The 19,552-nt window shown below is 63.2% G+C and carries 20 protein-coding genes; 11 read left to right on the top strand and 9 right to left on the bottom strand.

Going from position 1 to position 19,552, the window contains the following annotated elements; all coding sequences use genetic code 11:
• Window positions 1-95 precede the first annotated feature (95 nt).
• Window positions 96-1,175, top strand: coding sequence for an isocitrate/isopropylmalate dehydrogenase family protein (locus AAE027_RS01785; protein WP_370985052.1), 1,080 nt, complete (start codon window positions 96-98; stop codon window positions 1,173-1,175).
• A gap of 34 nt (window positions 1,176-1,209) precedes the next feature.
• Here AAE027_RS01785 and AAE027_RS01780 read toward each other — a convergent pair whose 3' ends face one another.
• The 4 genes from AAE027_RS01780 to AAE027_RS01765 all read right to left on the bottom strand — a co-directional run bounded on the left by AAE027_RS01780 (window position 1,210) and on the right by AAE027_RS01765 (window position 4,167).
• Window positions 1,210-1,497, bottom strand: coding sequence for a hypothetical protein (locus tag AAE027_RS01780; protein WP_091892751.1), 288 nt, complete (start codon window positions 1,495-1,497; stop codon window positions 1,210-1,212).
• 105 nt (window positions 1,498-1,602) lie between these two features.
• Complete coding sequence (locus AAE027_RS01775) at window positions 1,603-2,424, bottom strand: enoyl-CoA hydratase (protein WP_370985053.1); 822 nt, start codon at window positions 2,422-2,424, stop codon at window positions 1,603-1,605.
• A gap of 295 nt (window positions 2,425-2,719) precedes the next feature.
• Window positions 2,720-3,091: a helix-turn-helix domain-containing protein gene (locus AAE027_RS01770; RefSeq protein ID WP_020608151.1), complete on the bottom strand. Its 372-nt coding sequence runs from the start codon at window positions 3,089-3,091 to the stop codon at window positions 2,720-2,722.
• A 26-nt stretch (window positions 3,092-3,117) separates the two neighbouring features.
• Complete coding sequence (locus tag AAE027_RS01765) at window positions 3,118-4,167, bottom strand: LysR family transcriptional regulator (RefSeq protein WP_091892753.1); 1,050 nt, start codon at window positions 4,165-4,167, stop codon at window positions 3,118-3,120.
• 511 nt (window positions 4,168-4,678) lie between these two features.
• On the opposite strand from AAE027_RS01765, the gene AAE027_RS01760 reads away from it, so the two are divergent.
• Window positions 4,679-4,915 carry a hypothetical protein gene (locus AAE027_RS01760; protein WP_244551239.1) on the top strand — a complete coding sequence of 79 codons (237 nt, stop codon included), beginning with the start codon at window positions 4,679-4,681 and terminating at the stop codon, window positions 4,913-4,915.
• A gap of 203 nt (window positions 4,916-5,118) precedes the next feature.
• Window positions 5,119-5,850 carry a cytochrome c biogenesis CcdA family protein gene (locus tag AAE027_RS01755; RefSeq protein WP_091892757.1) on the top strand — a complete coding sequence of 244 codons (732 nt, stop codon included), beginning with the start codon at window positions 5,119-5,121 and terminating at the stop codon, window positions 5,848-5,850.
• A 45-nt stretch (window positions 5,851-5,895) separates the two neighbouring features.
• On the opposite strand, the gene AAE027_RS01750 is transcribed toward AAE027_RS01755, so the two are convergent.
• Window positions 5,896-7,092 carry a 3-hydroxybenzoate 6-monooxygenase gene (locus AAE027_RS01750; RefSeq protein ID WP_370985054.1) on the bottom strand — a complete coding sequence of 399 codons (1,197 nt, stop codon included), beginning with the start codon at window positions 7,090-7,092 and terminating at the stop codon, window positions 5,896-5,898.
• Window positions 7,093-7,112: 20 nt separating this feature from the next.
• Window positions 7,113-7,670 carry a MarR family winged helix-turn-helix transcriptional regulator gene (locus AAE027_RS01745; protein WP_370985055.1) on the bottom strand — a complete coding sequence of 186 codons (558 nt, stop codon included), beginning with the start codon at window positions 7,668-7,670 and terminating at the stop codon, window positions 7,113-7,115.
• 159 nt (window positions 7,671-7,829) lie between these two features.
• Between AAE027_RS01745 and AAE027_RS01740 the strand changes: the two genes are divergently transcribed.
• The 3 genes from AAE027_RS01740 to AAE027_RS01730 all read left to right on the top strand — a co-directional run bounded on the left by AAE027_RS01740 (window position 7,830) and on the right by AAE027_RS01730 (window position 10,756).
• Window positions 7,830-8,897: an amidohydrolase family protein gene (locus AAE027_RS01740; protein ID WP_370985056.1), complete on the top strand. Its 1,068-nt coding sequence runs from the start codon at window positions 7,830-7,832 to the stop codon at window positions 8,895-8,897.
• Window positions 8,866-10,224, top strand: a complete 1,359-nt coding sequence (locus AAE027_RS01735; protein WP_370985057.1) for an MFS transporter — start codon at window positions 8,866-8,868, stop codon at window positions 10,222-10,224. Before AAE027_RS01740 ends, AAE027_RS01735 begins: the two co-directional genes overlap by 32 nt.
• A gap of 67 nt (window positions 10,225-10,291) precedes the next feature.
• Entirely contained in the window at window positions 10,292-10,756 is a 465-nt protein-coding gene (locus tag AAE027_RS01730) for a DoxX family protein (RefSeq protein ID WP_370985058.1), read from the top strand.
• 439 nt (window positions 10,757-11,195) lie between these two features.
• On the opposite strand, the gene AAE027_RS01725 is transcribed toward AAE027_RS01730, so the two are convergent.
• Window positions 11,196-11,540 (bottom strand): DUF1236 domain-containing protein, encoded by a 345-nt coding sequence (locus AAE027_RS01725; RefSeq protein WP_370985059.1) that lies wholly within the window; start codon window positions 11,538-11,540, stop codon window positions 11,196-11,198.
• Window positions 11,541-11,708: 168 nt separating this feature from the next.
• Here AAE027_RS01725 and AAE027_RS01720 point away from each other — a divergent pair, with 168 nt between their 5' ends.
• The 4 genes from AAE027_RS01720 to AAE027_RS01705 all read left to right on the top strand — a co-directional run bounded on the left by AAE027_RS01720 (window position 11,709) and on the right by AAE027_RS01705 (window position 15,227).
• Complete coding sequence (locus tag AAE027_RS01720; protein WP_370985466.1) at window positions 11,709-11,912, top strand: hypothetical protein; 204 nt, start codon at window positions 11,709-11,711, stop codon at window positions 11,910-11,912.
• Between the two features lie 403 nt (window positions 11,913-12,315).
• A complete protein-coding gene (locus tag AAE027_RS01715) occupies window positions 12,316-13,314 on the top strand; it encodes a TRAP transporter substrate-binding protein (RefSeq protein WP_370985060.1) in 999 nt (332 codons plus the stop codon).
• An 81-nt stretch (window positions 13,315-13,395) separates the two neighbouring features.
• The gene (locus AAE027_RS01710; protein WP_370985061.1) at window positions 13,396-13,911 is read left to right on the top strand and encodes a TRAP transporter small permease; all 516 of its coding nucleotides are present in this window, start codon (window positions 13,396-13,398) and stop codon (window positions 13,909-13,911) included.
• On the top strand, window positions 13,908-15,227 hold the full coding sequence (locus AAE027_RS01705; RefSeq protein WP_370985062.1) for a TRAP transporter large permease: 1,320 nt from the start codon (window positions 13,908-13,910) through the stop codon (window positions 15,225-15,227). The genes AAE027_RS01710 and AAE027_RS01705 overlap by 4 nt, the downstream gene beginning before the upstream one ends.
• Before the next feature lie 64 nt (window positions 15,228-15,291).
• On the opposite strand, the gene AAE027_RS01700 is transcribed toward AAE027_RS01705, so the two are convergent.
• Window positions 15,292-16,566 carry a serine hydrolase domain-containing protein gene (locus tag AAE027_RS01700; RefSeq protein WP_370985063.1) on the bottom strand — a complete coding sequence of 425 codons (1,275 nt, stop codon included), beginning with the start codon at window positions 16,564-16,566 and terminating at the stop codon, window positions 15,292-15,294.
• A 177-nt stretch (window positions 16,567-16,743) separates the two neighbouring features.
• Between AAE027_RS01700 and AAE027_RS01695 the strand changes: the two genes are divergently transcribed.
• Window positions 16,744-17,661, top strand: coding sequence for an intradiol ring-cleavage dioxygenase (locus AAE027_RS01695; RefSeq protein WP_091892781.1), 918 nt, complete (start codon window positions 16,744-16,746; stop codon window positions 17,659-17,661).
• 126 nt (window positions 17,662-17,787) lie between these two features.
• Here the strand turns inward: AAE027_RS01695 and AAE027_RS01690 are convergent, their stop codons facing one another.
• Window positions 17,788-19,524, bottom strand: a complete 1,737-nt coding sequence (locus AAE027_RS01690; protein WP_370985467.1) for a bifunctional protein-serine/threonine kinase/phosphatase — start codon at window positions 19,522-19,524, stop codon at window positions 17,788-17,790.
• Window positions 19,525-19,552 lie beyond the last annotated feature (28 nt).

The following is a 19,552-nucleotide window of genomic DNA, read 5'->3' as shown; positions in this document are numbered from 1 at the left end:
CGGCGAAGCAATCCAGACCGCCTCAGCGGAACGATCCTGGATTGCTTCGCTTCGCTCGCAATGACGACTTGGCTAACTCCTTCCTTGAGGCTCCCATGTCCGCAAATAACGCCTTCCACATTGCCGTGCTCGCCGGTGACGGCATCGGTCCCGAAGTCATGGCGCCGGCGATCGAAGTGCTGCGCAGGATCGAGCAGAAATCGGATTTGCGCTTCCGCTTCACCGAGGCCCCGGCCGGCGCCAACAATTATCTCGCCACCGGCAAGTCGATGCCTGACACCACGATCAAGCTGTGCGAGGAGGCGGATGCGATCCTGTTAGGTGCCTGCGGCCTGCCTTCGGTGCGCTACCCCGACAACACCGAGATCGCGCCGCAGATCGAGCTGCGCTTCATCTTCGATCTGTATGCCGGCGTGCGTCCGGCGCGGCTCATTCCGGGCGTGCCGAGCCCGATCGTCGGCGCCGACCGGCGCGGCATCGATCTTGTCGTGATCAGGGAGTCCACCGAAGGCCTGTTCGCCTCGATGGGCAAGGGCGTCGTCACCCATGAGGATGCGCGCGAGACCATGGTGATCACGCGCAAAACGTCCGAGCGCCTGTTCGAGTTCTCGTTTCGCCTTGCCGAGCGGCGCAAGGCGCGCGGCAAGCCCGGTGCGCTCACCTGCGTCGACAAGGCGAACGTGTTCAAGGCCTTCGCCTTCTTCCGCGGCATCTTCGACGAGATCGCCAAAAAGCATCCGGAGGTGAAGACCGACCGGCTCTATGTCGATGCCTGCTCGGCGATGCTGGTGAAGCGGCCCTGGGATTTCGACGTGATGGTGATGGAGAACATGTTCGGCGATATCGTCTCCGACATCACCGCGAGCCTGATCGGCGGCCTCGGCATGGCGCCGTCGGCCGACATTGGCGACAAGTATGCGGTGTTTCAGCCGTGCCACGGCACCGCGCCCGACATCATGGGGCAGGGCAAGGCCAATCCCACCGGCATGATCCTGTCGGCGGCGCTGATGCTGGACTGGCTCGCCGACAAGCATGGCGTCGAGAGCGCGGCTGAGGCCGGCGAGACGATCGAGCGTGCGGTAGACAAGGTCTACGCCCGCGGCATCAAGCCGATGGAGTTCGGCGGCAGCAACGGCACGGCGGACATCACGAAAGCGGTGCTCGCGGCGCTGTAGGCAAGGAAAAAGGGGCCCGCAGGCCCCCTGTCGTTCACCAGCGGCGCCAGTGGTGGTAGCGGTGACCCCAGCCCCACGGACGCGGGCCGTAGAAGCGTCGCGGGCCGCCATAATAGCCGTAGGCGCCGTAGTAGTTCGGACGCCACCAGCAGCGGCCCCAGGGGTTACAGACCCAGCGCACCTGATCGACATCGGCGGTGGGACCGCCTGCAATCTTGTCCGCCTGCGGGATGCCGTTCGGCATTGCCGCGAGAGCGGGACCCGAGGCGAGCGCCGCACCGCCCAAGGCAGCCAGACCGAGAACAGCAAATTTGAGTTTCATCGCAATCTCCCTCGTTGGTGGCGAGAGAACTTTCGACAGATCAACTGGTTGCTATCGCGGTGCGTGCGCGCGGGAAATTTAATCTTCCTGAACGAAGGTTCAGTTTCACCGCCCCTGGAACTTGGGTCTGCGCTTTTCCATGAAGGCCTGGCGGCCCTCGCGGAAATCCTGGGAGTCCATGCAGGCGTTGCCGATCGCCTTGATCGTGTCCATGTCGCGCTGGCTCTCGTCCTTCAGAACCTGCGCGATGGTGATCTTGGCGGCCTTGATGGCGAGCGGCGCGTTTTCGGAAATGGTCTGCGCGATTCCCATGGTCTCGCCCCAGAGCTGATCGTCGGGGATCACGCGCTCAACGAGGCCAATGCGCAGCGCCTCAGAGGAATCGATGCGCATGCCCGTGTACATCAACAGGCGCGCCCAGGACGGGCCGACCAGCGACACCAGATGACGCAAGCCGTCATAGCCATAGGCGATGCCGAGCCTGGCGGCGGGAATGCCGAACTGGCTGTCGTGCGAAGCGATGCGGATGTCGGCAAGCATCGCGACTTGCATGCCGCCGCCGAGGCAAAAACCCTGGATGCAGGCGATGGTCGGCTTTGGATAGTCGGCGAGCAGCGCGCGCTGGGCGGCGCTGCGCTTGGCGTACTCCTCGGACGCCGCTGCATTGTGCCTGACCTTCTCGAACTGGCTGATGTCGGCGCCCGAGACGAACGCCTTGCCGCCGGCGCCGCGCAGGATTACGACCCGCACCGTCTCGTCGTCGCGCAGGCTGGCCAGCGCCTCGCCAAATCCCTCCCACATCTCCAGCGACATCGCGTTGCGCCTGTCGGGATTGTTGAAGGTGATCACGCCGACGCCGCTGGCCGCGTGCTTGAGGATCTTGCCGTCGGCATAAGCCGTCTCGGTCGTGCTGGACATGTCGGACATCGCGCGCTCGCTGATCGTTGGCGAGGCAATGTGCGGCGCGGGCGCCACCGCGGTCAACCGGGGCAGGGGTGGGCGAGCTTGCATCCGCCTGTGCTGCGATTGCATGGCGCGCGCGAACTTCGGCGGATGGCAGCAGACCGCCAAGAAAAAGAGGCGACTAGACCGCCCCGAGAAAGACCGCGCGCAAGCGCGCGGGCGCAGACATATCTTCTCGTCCGGTCTCGTCCAATCCGGCCGCGCCCCCGCGACGCGGCGGATTGAACGTCGGCCGCAAAGGCCGGACCGTCGATCGATCTCAGCTTTCGTTCGCTGCGATCGATTCCATCAGCGAGACGAGCTGACGCTGCACCGTCTGGTCCTTGATCTTGCTGTAGGCGCGCAGCAGACGGAGGCTGAAGGCGCTGTCGAGGAAGAGCAGGCTCTCCACTTCGCGCGCCTTGTTGTCGCCGTCATAGAAGAAGGTCACAGGCACATCGAGGGCGGAGGCGATCTGCTGAAGCCTGGCCGCGCCGACGCGATTGACGCCCTTCTCGTATTTCTGCACCTGCTGGAAGCTGACGCCCAGCTTCTCGCCCAGTTCGGCCTGCGAGATCTTCATCTCGACCCGCCGCAAACGAATCCGCTTGCCAAGCTCAATGTCCGGCTTGCCGGCACTGCGCTGCTTCATTCTCTTCGCCGCTGCTTTCATACTTCTCACCGTTGTTCTTCGGTTGAAAATCCCCCGAAGAGCTGGGTCAGGGGTTCGCCCATATACGAGTCCTTGAATTCATGCGGATGCACGAACTCCTCCTTAAACCACGGGAAGCGAGCCGGATTGAAAGCCTCGATCAGCCAGTCAATCATGTGCCGCACGCGCGGAATCCGTCCGCTACCGGGATGGTAGGACAGCCAGATATCCAGCGGTCGGTTCAGCTCGACCTCCAGTGGAATCAACTTCCCGCCAAGCGCAATGGCGTAGCTCGGGAATACGCCGATTCCGGCGCCATTCGCGACCGCCCAGTAGTTGGCGCTCGAGACGTTGGTTTTCATGACCAGAAGGTCACGTTCCGAAACGCCCGGGAAGAAGCTCTCGAAAGATTCCTTGGCGGCGAGCTGGTCGGCGAATTGCAGCACCAGGCGATGCTTGATCAATTCCGCTGCCGAGCGCGGCGCGCCATGTTTTGCGATGTATTTCTCCGAGGCCCAGAACATCAGATGCATGCGGCCGAGCCGCACCAGCTTGACGTCGAGCGCCGAGGGACGTGACAGATGGATAGCGACGTCGGCCTCGTGGCGGGAGACGTCGGCCGAGCGCATCGCGCAATGCAGGTCGACCAGGATCTTCGGATAGGCTTGCTGGAATTCGACCAGCCGCGGGGCAAGCCAGAACGTCCCAAGTCCCTCGGTGACGGCGACGCGGACTTCGCCGGACAGGGCGTTGACCGTCGAATCGCTGGTCCGCATCACGTCGAAGGCCGCCGCCTCCATGCGCTCGACGGCAGAGACCACGATCGCGCCTTCATCGGTCAGATGGGTGCCGTGGACGTCGCGGGTGAACAGGGTGGTGCCGGTCTGACGCTCGAAATCATCGATCCGGCGACGGACGGCGTTGATCGACAGGGACAGACGTTCGGCCGCCGAGCGGAAACTTCCACATCGGACGACTTCCAGGAATATGCGGGCCGCGTCCCAATCGGAGAGGCCGCTGATATTTATCTTCGGGCGTTCTTCCAACGGAACGCCCCTTTCCGCCAAGGAGTGCATACAATTCCCTTTGGTTTGCTAAACTGGCAGAATCTGGCGCAAACTACAACCACGGCGGGTTGCGGGGGTGATGAGTTTTGAACGTCATCCTTACTGCGGCGCGAGCGGTATTTGAGTGCTGCCAGGGCTGGGATCGGGCAGCCTGTTGCCCGTTTGAGGGGTATCGCGTGAGTTCCGTTGCAAGCCTCGAGATGGCTGCGGGATTGTCGGCGCTGTCCGCAGTGGACATTCCTGCGCAACAGCGGTTGCCGTGGTCCCGGATGGAGCAATCGCAGCGCACGAAGCGTCTTGTCCCGAATCGCTCCGACGATTGCCAGTGGCGTCGTGGCACGATGTTGGCGGGAACCGCGGTTTCATCGCAGAAACACACTGAAATCATGTTCAGAGGCTCAGCGGCCTCGTGCTATCTTTGGCGCTCCACGGGGGCCGCAGGGGTCGTCACAGACAATTCTCGCAGGCCGAATTAACGGAAAGAACGCTTGTGTCGCATTCAGACGAACAGTTGCAGTCGGTGCTGGAAACGCTCGAGGAGTGCCGCAGGGTTCTCAATGCGAGCAACAGCCGCGACTCGGCCGAGCTGCTGTCCATGGTCATCCTCGACGTCAGGATGAAGCTCAAAGGAATTGACGATGCCGATCTCAAGGCATTGTGCGACGAAATGCTGCGGAGCGCTGCGAGCGAACCGCGGTCCCCTTCCAAGCAGACGCAGGACCAGCCCCGGCGTCCGCTGCTCCGCGTGGTGAAGTAGCCGCGCCGCCGAGTCTCGCTTTTTGGCGAGATTTGTGCGCGTCCCGATGCCGCATCTGTGATCACGGACGGCATCGGGAGGAGCCCTGGTTTCGCGCGCCTCTGTTGCGCATTCCGAGCCATCGGTTACACCAGAGCCGGTTCGGCTCCGGTCCGCGCGCTCCCCGCGCGTCGTGTCGGGCCTGAGATGGCTCCGATTGCATCATGCAAAATGTTTCGATCCCGGCGGCGCTGATTGCCGGCCTCGTCAGCTTCCTCTCGCCCTGCGTCCTGCCTTTGGTTCCGCCCTATCTGATCTACCTCACAGGGGCCACGATCGAGCATGTCGAGAGCGACGAGCCGGCCGCGGCCTCCAAGCGCGCGATCTTGATGTCGGCGCTCTTGTTCGTGCTCGGCTTCTCCACCGTGTTCGTGGCGCTCGGCGCCAGTGCCTCGCTGATCGGCGGCCTGATCCGCGCCTGGTCGGCCGAGCTGTCGATCCTCGCCGGCATCGTCATCATCATCATGGGCCTGCACTTCCTGGGACTGACCCGGATCGGTCTGTTGATGCGCGAGGGCCGGCTGCCGATCCCCAAGCCCGTCGGGCTCTGGGGCGCCTACATCATGGGGCTTGCCTTTGCGTTCGGCTGGACGCCCTGCATCGGCCCGATCCTCGCCGCGATCCTGTCGATCGCCGCAGCGGAAGCGACGGTCACCAAGGGCGCGGGCCTGCTCGCCGTCTATTCCGCGGGCCTCGGCATTCCCTTCCTGATCGCCGCCCTGATGATCGAGCAGTTCTCCGCGCTGTTCGCGCGGATGAAGGGCCAGCTCGTCAACGTCGAGCGCGCCATGGGCGTGTTGATGGTGATCACCGGCATCGGCTTCCTCACCGGCGCGGTCTCGAATGTGAGCATCTGGCTGCTGGAGACGTTTCCGGCGTTGCAGACGATCGGGTAGGGCGGGATCGGCGAGCTGCAACGGCTCAGGACCGCCCGCGTCTTCTCACGCAGCCGGCGCCCGTTCCGGGAACGGGGATTGATAAAGCCAGGCGAGATTCTCGCAGAAGCGCTCCAGGCTTGTCTCGCGTATCAGCTGATTGCGCAGCAGCGCGTGGACCCCGGCCGGATGATAGACGTGATCGCCGAGTTCCCGGGCCTGAAGCTGGACCCGCGCGGTGCGCAGCATCCGGGCATTCCTGTATCGGTCCAGCGCGTGGGCGACATCGCCTTCCGTCTCGTCGAGTTCGTCCGCGAGGCAGACGGCATCTTCCAGCGCCATGCAGGCCCCTTGCGCGAAATATTGCAGCATCGGATGCGCGGCATCGCCCAGGAGAACGACGCGCCGGTCGATCCAGCGATCGGTCGGATCGCGATCGCAGGTCACCCACGCCTTCCAGTCCCTTCCATGATGGATGATCGCCTTGGCGCGAGGGTGCACGTCCTGAAAACCTTCGAGCACCTCCTCGTGGGTCACGGGCCTTGCCGCAAACGCCTCGACGGGATCGTTATGGCAGGTGATTGCGAGATTGAACACCTTCCAGCCCGAGAGCGGGTAATGAACGAGATGGCACTTGGCGCCGGCCCACAATGTCGCGGCGTTCCAGCGCAGATCCTCCGGCATCTGCTCGGTCGGGATCACTGAACGATAGGTGGTGTGGCCGGCGACCCGCGGCGCGCCATCGGCGACCATCTGCTGGCGAATGCGGGAGCGAAGTCCGTCCGCGCCAACCACGAGGCACCCGGTGACACGCTCGCCAGACTTGAGCAGTGCCGTTGCCGAAGCATCGTTCTGCTCGTAGCCGACGACATCGCAATCGGACCGCAGCGTGACGTGGGGGTGCGCCTCGCAGGCGCGCAGGAAGATGCCGTGAAGATCGCCACGATGGACCACGGCATAGGGATTGCCAAAGCGTTGCCGGAAATAGCTGGTCAGATCGATGCTGGTGATCTCTTCCGCCGAGATCGCGTCCATCAGCCGCAGCTGGTCGATGAAGACGGCGATGGATCGTGCGGCATCACCGAGTGCGAGTCGGTCGAAGGCGTGGAATGCGTTGGGACCAAGCTGGATGCCGGCGCCGATCTCCTGATAGCGCGGTGCGCGTTCCAGGACGGTGACGTGAAAACCCTTCCGCGCCAGCGCGATCGCGGCCGCAAGTCCGCCGATGCCGCCGCCGACAATGATGATGGGGTCCTGTCGCATGTCCTCTCCTCGGTGGTTTGCTATTTTCTCGATGTCCTGGCACGCGGCTGCCTCGCCTTGCTGCTGCGTGCCTCCGGCTGCTCGTCAAGAACGTCCTTCGGCCGCGCCGGCGGAGGCACCTTGATCAATCCGGCTTCGACTTCCTGCTCGAGCCGATCGATATTCTTGTAGAGCTCGACCAGCACGCGCTTGAGCTCCGCCGCTTCCTTGGCGGACATGCTGCCGGTGGCGACTTCTTCATAATAGGCGGCGAGCGGCATGAGCCGCCCTGCCAGCTCAGCACCTTTGGGCGTCAGGACGACCTGGAGGCTGCGCTGATCGTTCTCAGGCCGGTCGCGTGTCAGGAGGCCGGCGCGGCTCATCTCCGCGACGATGCGCGACAGGGTAGACACGTCGGCCGACGTCAGTTCGGCGATCTCTCCAAGGCGCAACGGATGGCCCTGCTCTGACAGTGCGGCCAGCACGCGGTACATCGGAAGCGTCAACTTCTCGTGACGGATCACGCGCGCGAAAAGGTCGCCCATGCGAACGCCGAGCCGGGCGAGCAGATAGGGCAGCGAATTCGAAAATCGATACATGGACTTGGATCCTGGCGGGAGAACTCCGCCCGGAATAAGGGTCAACCTTCGCACGTGCAATATTTGCGTTTCAATCATTTGCATTTGCAACTTTATCATTGACAACTATTTGCGCCCGGTGCTTTGCTTTGTCAACGCCAGAGTTGAAGGGACGACGCCATGCAGGAAAAGATCGCGCTCGAGGAGCACTTCGCGCTTCGGGAAACTGTTCAGGACAGCGCGGGCTTCGCGCCGGCCGACGACTGGCGCGAGCTGGAAGCGCGGCTGCTCGACATTCACGACCGCCGGCTCGCGGAGATGGACGGTCACGGAATCGAGATGATGCTGCTGTCGCTGAACGCGCCGGCCGTCCAGGCCATTCCCGACCGCAGCCGTGCGCTGGAGCTGTCGCGCCGTGCCAACGACTTCCTCGCCGAGCAGGTCGCGAAGCGGCCGGACCGCTTCCAGGGCCTTGCAGCACTGCCGATGCAGGATCCCGACGCGGCCGCGCGCGAGCTCGATCGCAGCGTCGGCACGCTTGGATTTCGCGGGGCGCTCGTCAACGGCTTCAGCGAGCTCGGCGGCACCGATCATGCGATCTACTATGACCGCAAGGAGTTCTGGCCGTTCTGGTCGGAAGTCGAACGCCTCGGCGTTCCCTTCTATCTGCACCCACGCAATCCGCTGCCGAAAGACTCGGCGATCTATGAAGGGCATCGCTGGCTGCTGGGACCGACCTGGGCGTTTGGGCAGGAGACTGCGGTCCATGCCCTGCGCCTGATGGGCTCCGGACTGTTCGACGCGCATCCGCGGCTCCAGATCATTCTCGGGCACATGGGGGAGGGTCTGCCGTACTCGATGTGGCGGGTCGACAACCACAACAAGTGGATGCGGACCCAGAATGCATATCCCGCGCGGCGCAAGATCGCCGACTATTTCCGAGAGAATTTCTACATCACCACGTCGGGCAACTTCCGCACCCAGACGCTGATCGACGCAATCCTGGAGATCGGTGCCGACCGCATTCTCTTCTCGGCCGACTGGCCGTTCGAGAACATCGATCATGCCGCCGACTGGTTCGACAGCGCGGCGATTTCCGAAGGCGACCGCATCAAGATCGGCCGCGACAATGCGCGTGCCCTGTTCGGGCTCGGCAAAGCAACGACCCAATCTGCCGCAGAGCAGAACGTGTCAGCAATCCCAATGGAGGAAACCCGTGAGCATCTCGTCCGAAATCGACGTGCATGAGGAATTGTCCGGCGCTCCGATCGGCCCGTTCCACAAGCTGCTCGGCATCCTGATCACGCTCATCACGCTGTTCGACGGCTATGACACCTTCAATCCCGCCTATGTCATCCACTACGTGGTCCAGCCCTGGGGACTCCAGCCAAGCCAAGCGGGGTTTCTGGTGAGCTCGGGTCTCGTCGGCTTTCTGTTCGGTGCGATCGGTCACGGCAGCGTGGCCGACTGTTTCGGCCGGCGTGGCACGCTGCTCGCAGGATTGTGGGTCGTCAACGTCTTCACATTGCTGACGGCCGTGCTGGCGAACGACTTCTGGAGCTACTGCGCTCTTCGCTTCGTCACCGGGCTGGGTCTCGGCGTGCTGCTGCCGCTCGGCACGACCTTCATCAACGAGCTCGCGCCCAAGCGTGTCAGCAATACGTTTTCGCTGTGGGGCGTGACGCTGGGCTGGTCGCTCGGCGGCGTCTGCGCCGGTCTCGTCGGCGTATTCCTGACGCCGCAGCACGGTTGGCAGATCCTCTACTACGTTGGCGCGCTGTCGATCCCGCTGACTTTCGCGGCACACGCCATCCTGCCGGAAAGTCCGCAATTCCTGGCGACCCGATCGCGGGTCCCGGAGTTGCGTGCGCTGCTGGCACGGCTGCGGCCCGAGCGGGCGGCCGCCTACCAGAATGCGTCATTCGCATCGCATAACGGTACGCGGCCGCAGAGCACGATTGGGGCGTTGCTGAGCCCGCGCTATCGCCGCGTTTCGCTGACCATCTGGATCACCGCGTTTCTCAGCCTGTTCGCGATCTTCGGTCTCACTGGGTGGATTCCGACGGTCATGCTCAAGCGCGGCGAGACCTTCGCGGCATCATTCGGCTTCGGTGCCTTGATGCAGGCGATGTCGTTCATCGGCGGCCTCACGCTCGCAATGCTGGCTGATCGCAATTTCTCGCTGACGCCACGTTATCTCGCGACCTGGTGGCTGACCGGCGGCATTGCCGTGCTCGCGCTCGTCTTCGTCAGCGGTCACGGCGTCAATCTCGCCATCGTCGCCGTTGCGGGCTTCTGCATCATCGGCGCCCAGCACGTGCTCAACAATTTCACCGCCGGGTCATACGAGACCTGTTTCCGCGCCAGCGGCGTCGGAATGGAATTGGGCATCGGCCGGGTGGGAGCGATCCTCGGCCCCTATGTCATCGGTCTGTTGCAGCAGGCGACCGGAGGCCCCGACGCCGTGTTCTGGGCGATCGGCGGCGCGTCCATGGTCGGGGCGCTGGCGATCGGATCGCTCAGTGCTGCCGCAGCAAATCGTCTGCCGCGCGCCGATATCGCACCCGCGGAGTGATGAGGCGGGCCGATCGACAATCACCGGCCGCGCCTTGACTGGCCAGCTTCACCAAAGGAGATCCGAAATGCCCACATCCACTCGTTCCGTCGCGACCGCAGGGCAGCTCGACGCCTGGGTACTTCTGTTCGCACGCGTCGCGATTGCGCCGCTGTTCCTCTACAGCGGCATCGGAAAGGTGATGGCATTTGCCACGACCGCGGGCCGGCTTCCCGGCGGCGCCGAGGGATTCGGCGCGGTGCTGGCCGCTGGCGCGATTGCAGTCGAACTCGGAGGCGGCACGGCCCTGCTGCTAGGCCTGTTTGCGCGCCCGGCGGCGGCGGTCCTGATCCCGTTCACCATCGTCGCCACGCTGATGTTTCACAATTTTTGGGCCGCGCCCGAAGCGCAGGTCGTGATGCAGACCATCAACTTCCTGAAGAATCTCGGCCTGCTGGGCGCCCTTGCGCTCATCGCCTTTTACGGGCCGGGCATCCATGCCGTGCAAGCGGCCATCAAGCCCGGCTCCAAAGGTGCTCCCGAGCTCTCGTAATTCTTAGTTGCGCCGACGAGCCGACCGCGAAGCGCGCCAGCGCCTTGCGGTCCACATGAGTAATCTTCATCGCCGATATCCTTTTCGTCCGTTCAACGCGTCTCGTCCAGCACGCATGTCACCGTGCAGACGACGCCGCGCGGCAGGAAGCGCGGGCGTCCCGATTCCGGCGCAGCGGCGCCGGATTATGGTTTTGGCAAGACCATAAGGGCAGCACTTGCCCGGCGCCACGATTTTCGCGTCTGCGAGCAGGGAGAAGATTTTGCGACGCAGTCGGGGGCCGGGTCAGATCATCGCGATCGCGGTCAATAGCAGACACGTGGCGTAGACAGCCGCCAGACTGAGCCCGACGATCCGGGCCTCTCGATGCGATTTCATACGCTCAACTCCAGGTCGGCGGCCGCCGTTGGGGAGCAGCCGCCCGGAGGTCGCGTCGCGATCAATCGATTTCCTGAATGACCACGCGCGAGCCCGGATCCACCAGCATCACGCGATCGCTGGAATAAACGTAGCGATACTTCGTCAGTGACGGGCCCCAATCCGCCGGAACGGCCTCAAGCTCGACGTCGGTCGGCACCGTCGCACCGACGATGATCTTTTCCTTCGTCACCACCGGACGAACGCGGTGCTCGGTGATGTAGGATTTGATCTTGGTGCGGTACTCCGGCTCGATCTGAACTGCCGCCGCATGACCGGTTCCAGTGGTGGTCACCACGGTGGACTGCGCGAACGCGCCGGTCGAAATCAGGACGGCTGCGGCGGACAGCAGGAACAGCTTTTTCATCTTGTCCTCCTCACAGGAATATGCGCCGCAACAACATCTCACCATGCGCCGCGTTCCTCCCGCGTAGGAACAAATTGCTATTTTTTCCCGTTTCTGAATCGACCGGGCCCGGAAGCTCGGGAAATTGAGGAGAAGAAAGTGACGCTGAGAATAGCGAGTGCAGCGCTGATGGTTGCTGCATTGTCCTTGCCGGCGTTCGCGGCCGACGAGTTCTACGTGGTCCAGGACGTCAAGACCAAGAAGTGCACCATCGTCGACAAGAAGCCGACAGACGCCTCCATGACCGTGGTCAGCCCGTCGGGCACGATCTACAAGACGCTCACCGAGGCTGAGAGCGGCATGAAGACCATCAAGGTCTGCACATCCAATTAGGAAGACATCCAATTAGGAAGAATGTGATGCCCGTGATCCCCGTATTTATTCTCTGGGCCGTGCCAGCGATCATTGTGATCGGCGGCGGCATCTATCTGATTGGTCACATGCACTAGGCCTGTCGAGGGAGGCGAGCGGGCCTCTGCGTGCAGCGCACAGGTCCGCAAGTCTGCCGTTTCTACGAGAGCGGGAGGTCGCCCATGCGGCCCCGCACGCCAGCAGGAGTGCGAGTTGCAGTGCAACAGGTCGTGGAGGTGTCGCTCTGCGACGAAGAGTGCCTCCAGGTTACGCGAAATGACTTCCGTCCCGCCGTCGTTTTTCATACGCTCCCCGAACGCTGGCCGTTAACCGGCTGCGCTCACGCCCCGGCGACAGGGGCGGGGCATCAATGGGAGGGGAGACGATGAAGCGAAGATCATTTCTCGCCGGTATCGGTGCGACCACTGCGGCAGCTGCGATTGGCATGCCGTCGATCCTCAGGGCGCAAGCGCCGATCACGCTGAACGGCGCGGTCCAGTTCAACGACGACCATGCCTTCAACCGCGCGCTGATCCGGTTCGAGGAGCTGGTGAAGAAGTACTACGGCAAGCCCGTCAATTTCACGCTGCACAAGAACTCCTCGCTCGGCCTCGAAAAGCAGTATTTCGAGTACATGTCGCAGGGCAAGGCGGTCGATTACGGCATCGTCTCGCCGGCCCATATGTCAACCTTCGCCAAGGCGGCCCCGTTCATCGATGCGCCCTTCGTGTTCAAGGGCATCGAGCACATGAACAAGGTCGTCGAGGCCAATATCCTGGCGCCGATCGCCGACGAGGTCGCGGCGAAGGCCGAGGTCGTTCTGATCGGTTATGCCGGCGGTGGCATCCGCAACATCTTCGCGAACAAGCCGCTCAAGAATCTCGCCGATCTCAGGGGTCTCAAGGTTCGCGTGCAGGGAGCGCCGATCTGGTCGAAGACCTTTGCGGCAGTCGGCATGAGCCCGACGGTGATCGCCTATAACGAAATCTACAACGCGATCCAGAACGGGGTGATCTCGGCCGGCGAAAACGAGGCGGCCGGCGTCGAGGCGATGAAGTTCTACGAAGTGGCCCCGCATCTCAGCCTGACCCAGCACGCCGTGTCGATCCGGCCGATCTGCTTCTCGGTGAAGACGCTGAAGACCTTGCCGAAGGATTTGCAGGACGCGATCATGAAGGCCGGCAAGGAGTCAGGCGACTACGGCCGTCAGCTCGAATCGAGCGAAGAGGTCGTGAAGCTCGACACGCTCGAGAAAGCCGGCAAGCTCAAGCGCGTTCCCTTCGAGGAGCGGGACGCGATGAAGAAGCTCGCCGATCCCGTGATGGCCACCTACGCCAAGGAAATTGGCGCGGAAGGCATTTTCGAGAAGATCAACGTCGTCTGAGGTCGCTGCGTCCGCCGACAATAGTCCGGGCAGGCCCCGCTCCTTGCCCGGAAGGCGGATGAGCTGCCGCACGGAGCCCCAATGTCTGAAACGCCCGACTTGTCCACACGGTCGCTGTGGCGTCGCGTCACCGCGGCCTATGCGAAGTTGCTGGAGTTCCTGTTGGCCGCCTGCGTCGGCGTCCTGATCGTTCCGGTCACCTTGCAAATCATCTCGCGCTTCACGCCCTTCATTCCCTCCTACATCTGGACGGAGGAAATGGCGCGGTTCCTGTTCATCTGGACGATCATGATCGGTGCCATGGTCGGTGTGCGGGAAGCGCAGCATTTCGAGGTCGACGTGTGGCCCAATCTGTCGCGGCGATCGGAGGCCGCGGTGCGGATCCTTGCGCGTCTCGGCGTACTGGCTCTGGCGCTGGTGTTCGTATCGGCCGGCATGGAGTTCACCCGCTTTGGCTGGAACAGAACTTCGGAACTGGCAGATCTGCCGCTTTGGCTGATTCACGTTGCCTGGCCTGTGACAGGCGCGACGTGGATCGTCTTTGCCGGTGAACAGATCGTTGATGAGATGCGCGTTCTGGTTGGGGCAGGGCGATGAGTGGCAATGTGCTCTCTGCCGGACAGGCCGCGATGGTGCTGTTCGGGGTTTTCATCGGCCTGCTCATCGTGCGCGTGCCGGTCGCTTTCGCGCTCGGCCTTGCCTGCGTGCCGATCCTGCTGATCGAGCCGCGTCTGTCGCTGATGACGCTCGCGCAGGAGACCTTCAATGCGTACAATTCATTCATCCTGTTGGCGGTGCCGTTCTTCCTGCTGACGGCGAACCTGATGAGCATCGGCGGCATCACCGACCGCCTGGTGGCGCTGTCGCGCTCGATGGTCGGGCACTGGCCGGGATCGCTGGCGCAGATCAACGTCGTGCTGTCGGTGTTCTTTGCCGGCATCTCAGGCTCCTCCACGGCCGATGCGGCGAGCCAATCCAAGATCTTCATCGATGCGCAGACCAAGGAGGGCTACGATCTCTCATTTTCGATCGCCATCACGGCGGTGTCGGCCGTGCTAGCGGTCATCATCCCGCCGTCGATCCTCATGATCGTGTGGGGCGGGCTGATCTCGACCTCGATTGCGGCGATGTATCTGGCCGGCATCGTGCCGGGCCTGCTGATTGCCGGCGCGCAGATGGCGACGGTGCACGTCTATGCGGTGCGCCGCGGCTACCCGACCTATCCGAAGGCGACCTGGGTCGAGATGCGATGCGCCATTTGGCAGTCGTTACCGGCGCTGATGACGCCGCTCATCATCGTTGGCGGCATTCTGCTCGGGTGGTTCACCGCGACCGAGTCTGCCTGCGTCGCGGTGCTCTATTCTATCGCGCTCTCGGCGTTCTTCTACCGCGAGACAGGTCCACGCGAATTGTACAAGGCCTTGCTCGACACCGGGCGCCTTGCCGGCGTGGCGCTGTTTTGTGTCGGCACCGCAAGTGCGTTTGGCTGGCTGCTCGCTTACTACAGGATTCCGCAAGAGCTGCTGGCCAACGTCTCGACATGGGGCATGGGCGCCGTCACCGCCGGCTTTTTCATCTCCTTCTGCTTTCTGGTGGTGGGCTGCTTCCTCGACGCCATCCCGGCCATCATCATCGTCGGCACGGTGCTCGAGCCGCTGGCAAAGTCCGTCAATCTCCATCCGGTCCAGTTCGCGATCATTTCCATCGTATCGCTGGCCTTCGGACTGGTGACGCCCCCCTATGGCTTATGTCTGATGATCGCCTGTTCGATCGCCGGCGTGCGGCTGCGCTATGCTCTGAAGGACACGGTGATCATGCTGGTTCCGATGCTGCTCGTGCTGGCGGCAGTCATCATTTGGCCAAGCGTGTCGCTGTTCCTGCCACGCCTGATCGTGCCGGAGATGCTCAGATGAGCGTCTGCAAATGAGCTTCTGAGAGTGCGTCCCGCGGCCGACGGCCGCGGGATCGATTCAATGGTTACAGATTGCTCTCGGTGATCGCGGCGTAGACCATGCTCCGCAGCTCGCGCCGGATCGGGTAGGCGCTCGACGGCAACACCTGCGTCATGAAGATGGTGATCAGTTCTTCGGCCGGATCGATCCAGAACGAGGTCGTGGCCGCGCCGCCCCAATTATATTCGCCGGGGCTGCCGGCGATCAGCGTTTCCGCCGGGCGCATCGTCACGGCGAAACCGAGACCGAAGCCGATGCCGTTATAGGCGGCTTCCGAGAACAGCGAGCGTGACACCTCGGGCAGGAATCGTCCGCCCGGGATGTGATTGGTGGTCATCAGCGCCAGCGTCTTCGGCCCGATCAGCCTGACGCCGCCGAGCTCGCCACCATTGAGCAGCGCGCGGCAGAAGGTGAGATAATCGGCGACCGTCGAGCACAGTCCGCCGCCGCCGGAGATGAAGGAGGGCGGCGACAGGAACGAGCTGGTTGTCGGATCGTCCTGGAGCGTCAGGCCCTCGCGCCGCTGGCCGGCATGGAAGGTCATGCCGCCGCCGGGGTCTGCCGAGTAGCAGGCGGCGAAACGATGGGCCCTCGAGGCCGGCACATGGAAATCGGTGTCGCTCATGCCGAGCGGATCGAGGATGCGTGCCTTCAGAAACTGTTCGAACGGCATGCCTGAGATCTTGCCAACGAGATAGCCGAGCACGTCGGTCGCGACCGAGTAGTTCCAGGCCTCGCCCGGCGAGAACTCCAGCGGGATCTTTGCCAGGCCCTCGATCATGGTCTGGAGTGTGCCAGACTTCTCGACCTCGCCGATCTTCTCGGCGCGATAGGCGGCATCGACATTGGAGCGCTGCTGGAAGCCATAGGTGAGGCCGGAGGTATGACGCAGGAGGTCGACGATCAGCATCGGCCGGGACGGCGGCCGGGTCAGGAAGGCCGGATAGGTGCCGGCGACGAAGACGCCGAGATCCTTCCATTCCGGAATGTATTTGGCGACGGGCTCGTCGATCGCGACGAGGCCCGCCTCGACCAGCATCATGAAGGCGACGCTGGTGAGCGGCTTGGTCATGGAATAGATGCGGTAGATGGTGTCGTCCTTGACCGGCAGCTTGCGCTCGACATCGGCAAGGCCCTGAACCGAGCTGTGTGCGACCTTGCCACGGCGGAAGACGAGAAGATGCGCGCCGGGGAACCGGCCGGCATCGATGTACCGGCTCTTCAGATGCGCATCCACGCGGTCGAGTGCAGTCTTGGACATGCCGACGGATTCGGGCGAGGCAGGGGTGGGTGCGAGCATCAGTTCCTCCGGGGCAGTTTTGTCCGTCAGTTGATAGCCGAAATGCCGGCCTCATTCCAAGGGCGGCGCGCTTAACGGGAGCGGGCCTGCTGGTGTAGGCTGCAGCCTGGAACGCCTCCAGGGAGCCCCAAGGGCCTCTCAGGGGGCCAACGAGAAAAACTCAGGGCAAAACGTACCATGACCCAGTTCAACGAGACCGAACTCACCGAAGCCGTCGTCAGGAGCTTCGACAGCACACCGAACCCGCGTGCGAAATTCCTGCTCCAGGAATTGGTGAAGTCCCTGCACGATTACGTGAGCAAGACCGATCTCACCTTCGCGGAATGGGAATATGCCATCGACTTCCTGACCCGCACCGGCCAGAAGTGCACCGACACCCGCCAGGAGTTCATTCTCCTGTCCGACGTGCTCGGCGTCTCCATGCTGGTCGATGCCGTCAATCACCGTGACCGTGAGGGCGCGACGGAGACCACCGTGCTCGGTCCGTTCTATGTCGGCGAGCACAAGGTCACCGCGCACGGCACCGATATCTCCCCCAACAACCAGACCGGCGAGCGGATGTTCGTGCAGAGCCGAGTCACGGATCTGAAGGGCAAGCCGCTCGCGAACGTCCCCGTCGACGTCTGGCATGCCGATGATGACGGCTTCTACGATTCACAAAAGGCCAACTATGACGAGGTCGGCGCCTCGGCGCGGGCGCGCTTCATCACCGACGACGACGGCCGCTTCTTCTTCCGCACCATCCTGCCGTGCAGCTACCCGATTCCGACCGACGGCCCGGTCGGCGAGATGATTACGCAGACCAAGCGTCATCCGATGCGGCCGGCGCATGTGCATTTCCTGGTCAATGCGAAGGGTTATGAGCCGCTGATCACCCATGTTTTCATGGACGGCGACAAATATCTGGATACCGACGTCGTGTTCGGCGTGAAAGACGACCTCATCGCCAAGGTCGAGCCGCGCAACGATCCGGCAATGCCCGACGGCAGTAAGGCGAATGGGAAGTGGCACCTGATGAGCTACGAATTCCACCTCAAGCCCGGCGGCGGCATGGCGCCGAAGCCGCTGGGGACGAAGGCGGCCCAGCCGGCCTGACGACTAAAAGCGCGATGAGAATAGGATGAATCGTCATCGCGCTTTAGGTTATTGTTTGAGCATGATCTTTTCGGAAACCCGCTGCACACTTTGCGCTAACGCGGCCCTTCGGGTCCGGATCATGCTCTAACGCGCGTGTAGCAGTGCCAGCAGCACGACGACCGCGCAGGCGAGCGCCGCCGAGGTCAATTTCCAGAACATCAGCGGGCTGCGCTCCAACAGGGGCGTGATCCGCGTGTTGAGATAGGCCGGATTGGGCGTGCGAAGCTCGAAGACGAATTCGGACAGATCCTCGTGCCGCTTGTACGGATCGGGATGCAGCGCGCGCCTGAGCGCGCCGTCGACCCAGGCCGGCACGTTGCGATCGTCGTCGGCTGGGCGATACTGAAGTCTCCGCACGTCCGCCTTGCGCCGGATCTTGGCGACCTGAGCGCCATAGGGAAGCTTTCCCGTCAGCATCTGGTAGCAGATCACGGCCAGCGAAAACATGTCGGAGCGCGGCGAGCCGCCCTGCCCAAGAAAATACTCCGGTGCCGTGTACTGGACCGTTCCCAGGATTTCGTCGGCTTCGTCCGGCGGCGCGGCTTCCGCGACGCCGGCGACCCTGACTGACCCAAAGTCGATGATCTTCGCGGTGCCGGTCTTGTCGATCAGGACGTTGTCCGGCCTGAGGTCCTGATGCAGCATCTCCATGCGGTGGAAGGCGCGCAGGCCGGCGGCGATCTGCTCGATGAGGCCACGGACGGTTTCGAGATCGGGGCGCGGATTGTCGGTCATCCACTGCTTCAGGGTCTGGCCTTCGACGAATTCAGTCGCAACGTAGAGATAGCTGCGGCGTCTCGACTGTGACATCGGCTTCAGCACGTGCGGGCTGTCGATCCGGCGCGCGATCCATTCCTCCATCAGGAAGCGCTTGAGATAGGCAGCATTGTCGCGCAGGTCGACTGACGGCAGCTTGAGCGCGACCGGCTCCTCGGTCTCGGTGTCGACGGCAAGATAGATATGACTGCGGCTGCTGCCGTGAATCTCGCGGACGATCCTGTAGCCGTCGAAGAGCGCGCGTGGCTCCGGCAGCGGCGGCAGCGGCAGCTGTGAGGTCTGATTGAAGATGCCGGACGGCTCACGCTGGGGCACTGCGTCGATGCGCAGGATCTGAACCGTGATGTTGTCGTCGCTGCCGCGCCGGTAGGCTTCCTCGACGATGGCCTTCGCCGCCCCGTCGAGCTCGCCTGCATGCTCGTTCAGTGCGCTCGTGACGAAGCGCGCGTCGACGAACTCGTAGGCGCCGTCTGTCGCCAGCAGAAAGGTGTCGCCCGCTTCGATCTCGAAGGCCTGATAGTCAATCTCGAGCTGCGGATTGATGCCGAGCGCGCGGCCGAGATAGGTCTGCTCCGACGATACGATGATGCGGTGATCGTCGGTCAGCTGCTCGAGCGCCTTGCCGGCGACGCGGTAGACGCGACAATCGCCGACATGGAAGATGTGCGCGGTGGTCGCCTTGATGACAATTGCGCTCAGCGTGCAGACATAGCCCTTGTCGCGGTCATAGGCATATTGGCTCTTGCGCGTCTGCGCATGCAGCCAGGAATTGGTGGCGTCCAGCACGCGGCGGGCGGACGTCTTCACTGTCCAGGATTCCGACGTGCAGTAATAGTCCATCAGGAAGCTCTTGACCGCCGACTCGCTGGCGATCTGGCTCACCGTGCTGCTCGAGATGCCGTCGGCGAGGACGGCGGCGATGCCCTTCAGGCTGAGCAGCGGCTCCTCCGGAATGAGGACGCCGTGAAAATCCTGGTTGATGGGCTTGCGCCCCTTGTCGGAATGCTGGCCGACCGAAATCAGGAGACCGGGGGTCATCGTCATCACCGGAAGAGGGGAGCCTCACCCTGCG

The sequence above is a fragment of the Bradyrhizobium sp. DN3 genome (assembly GCF_041357655.1).
Lineage (GTDB): Bacteria > Pseudomonadota > Alphaproteobacteria > Rhizobiales > Xanthobacteraceae > Bradyrhizobium.
The sequence above is the reverse complement of the archived record's forward strand: the minus strand, read 5'-3'. Positions and strand labels throughout refer to the sequence as shown.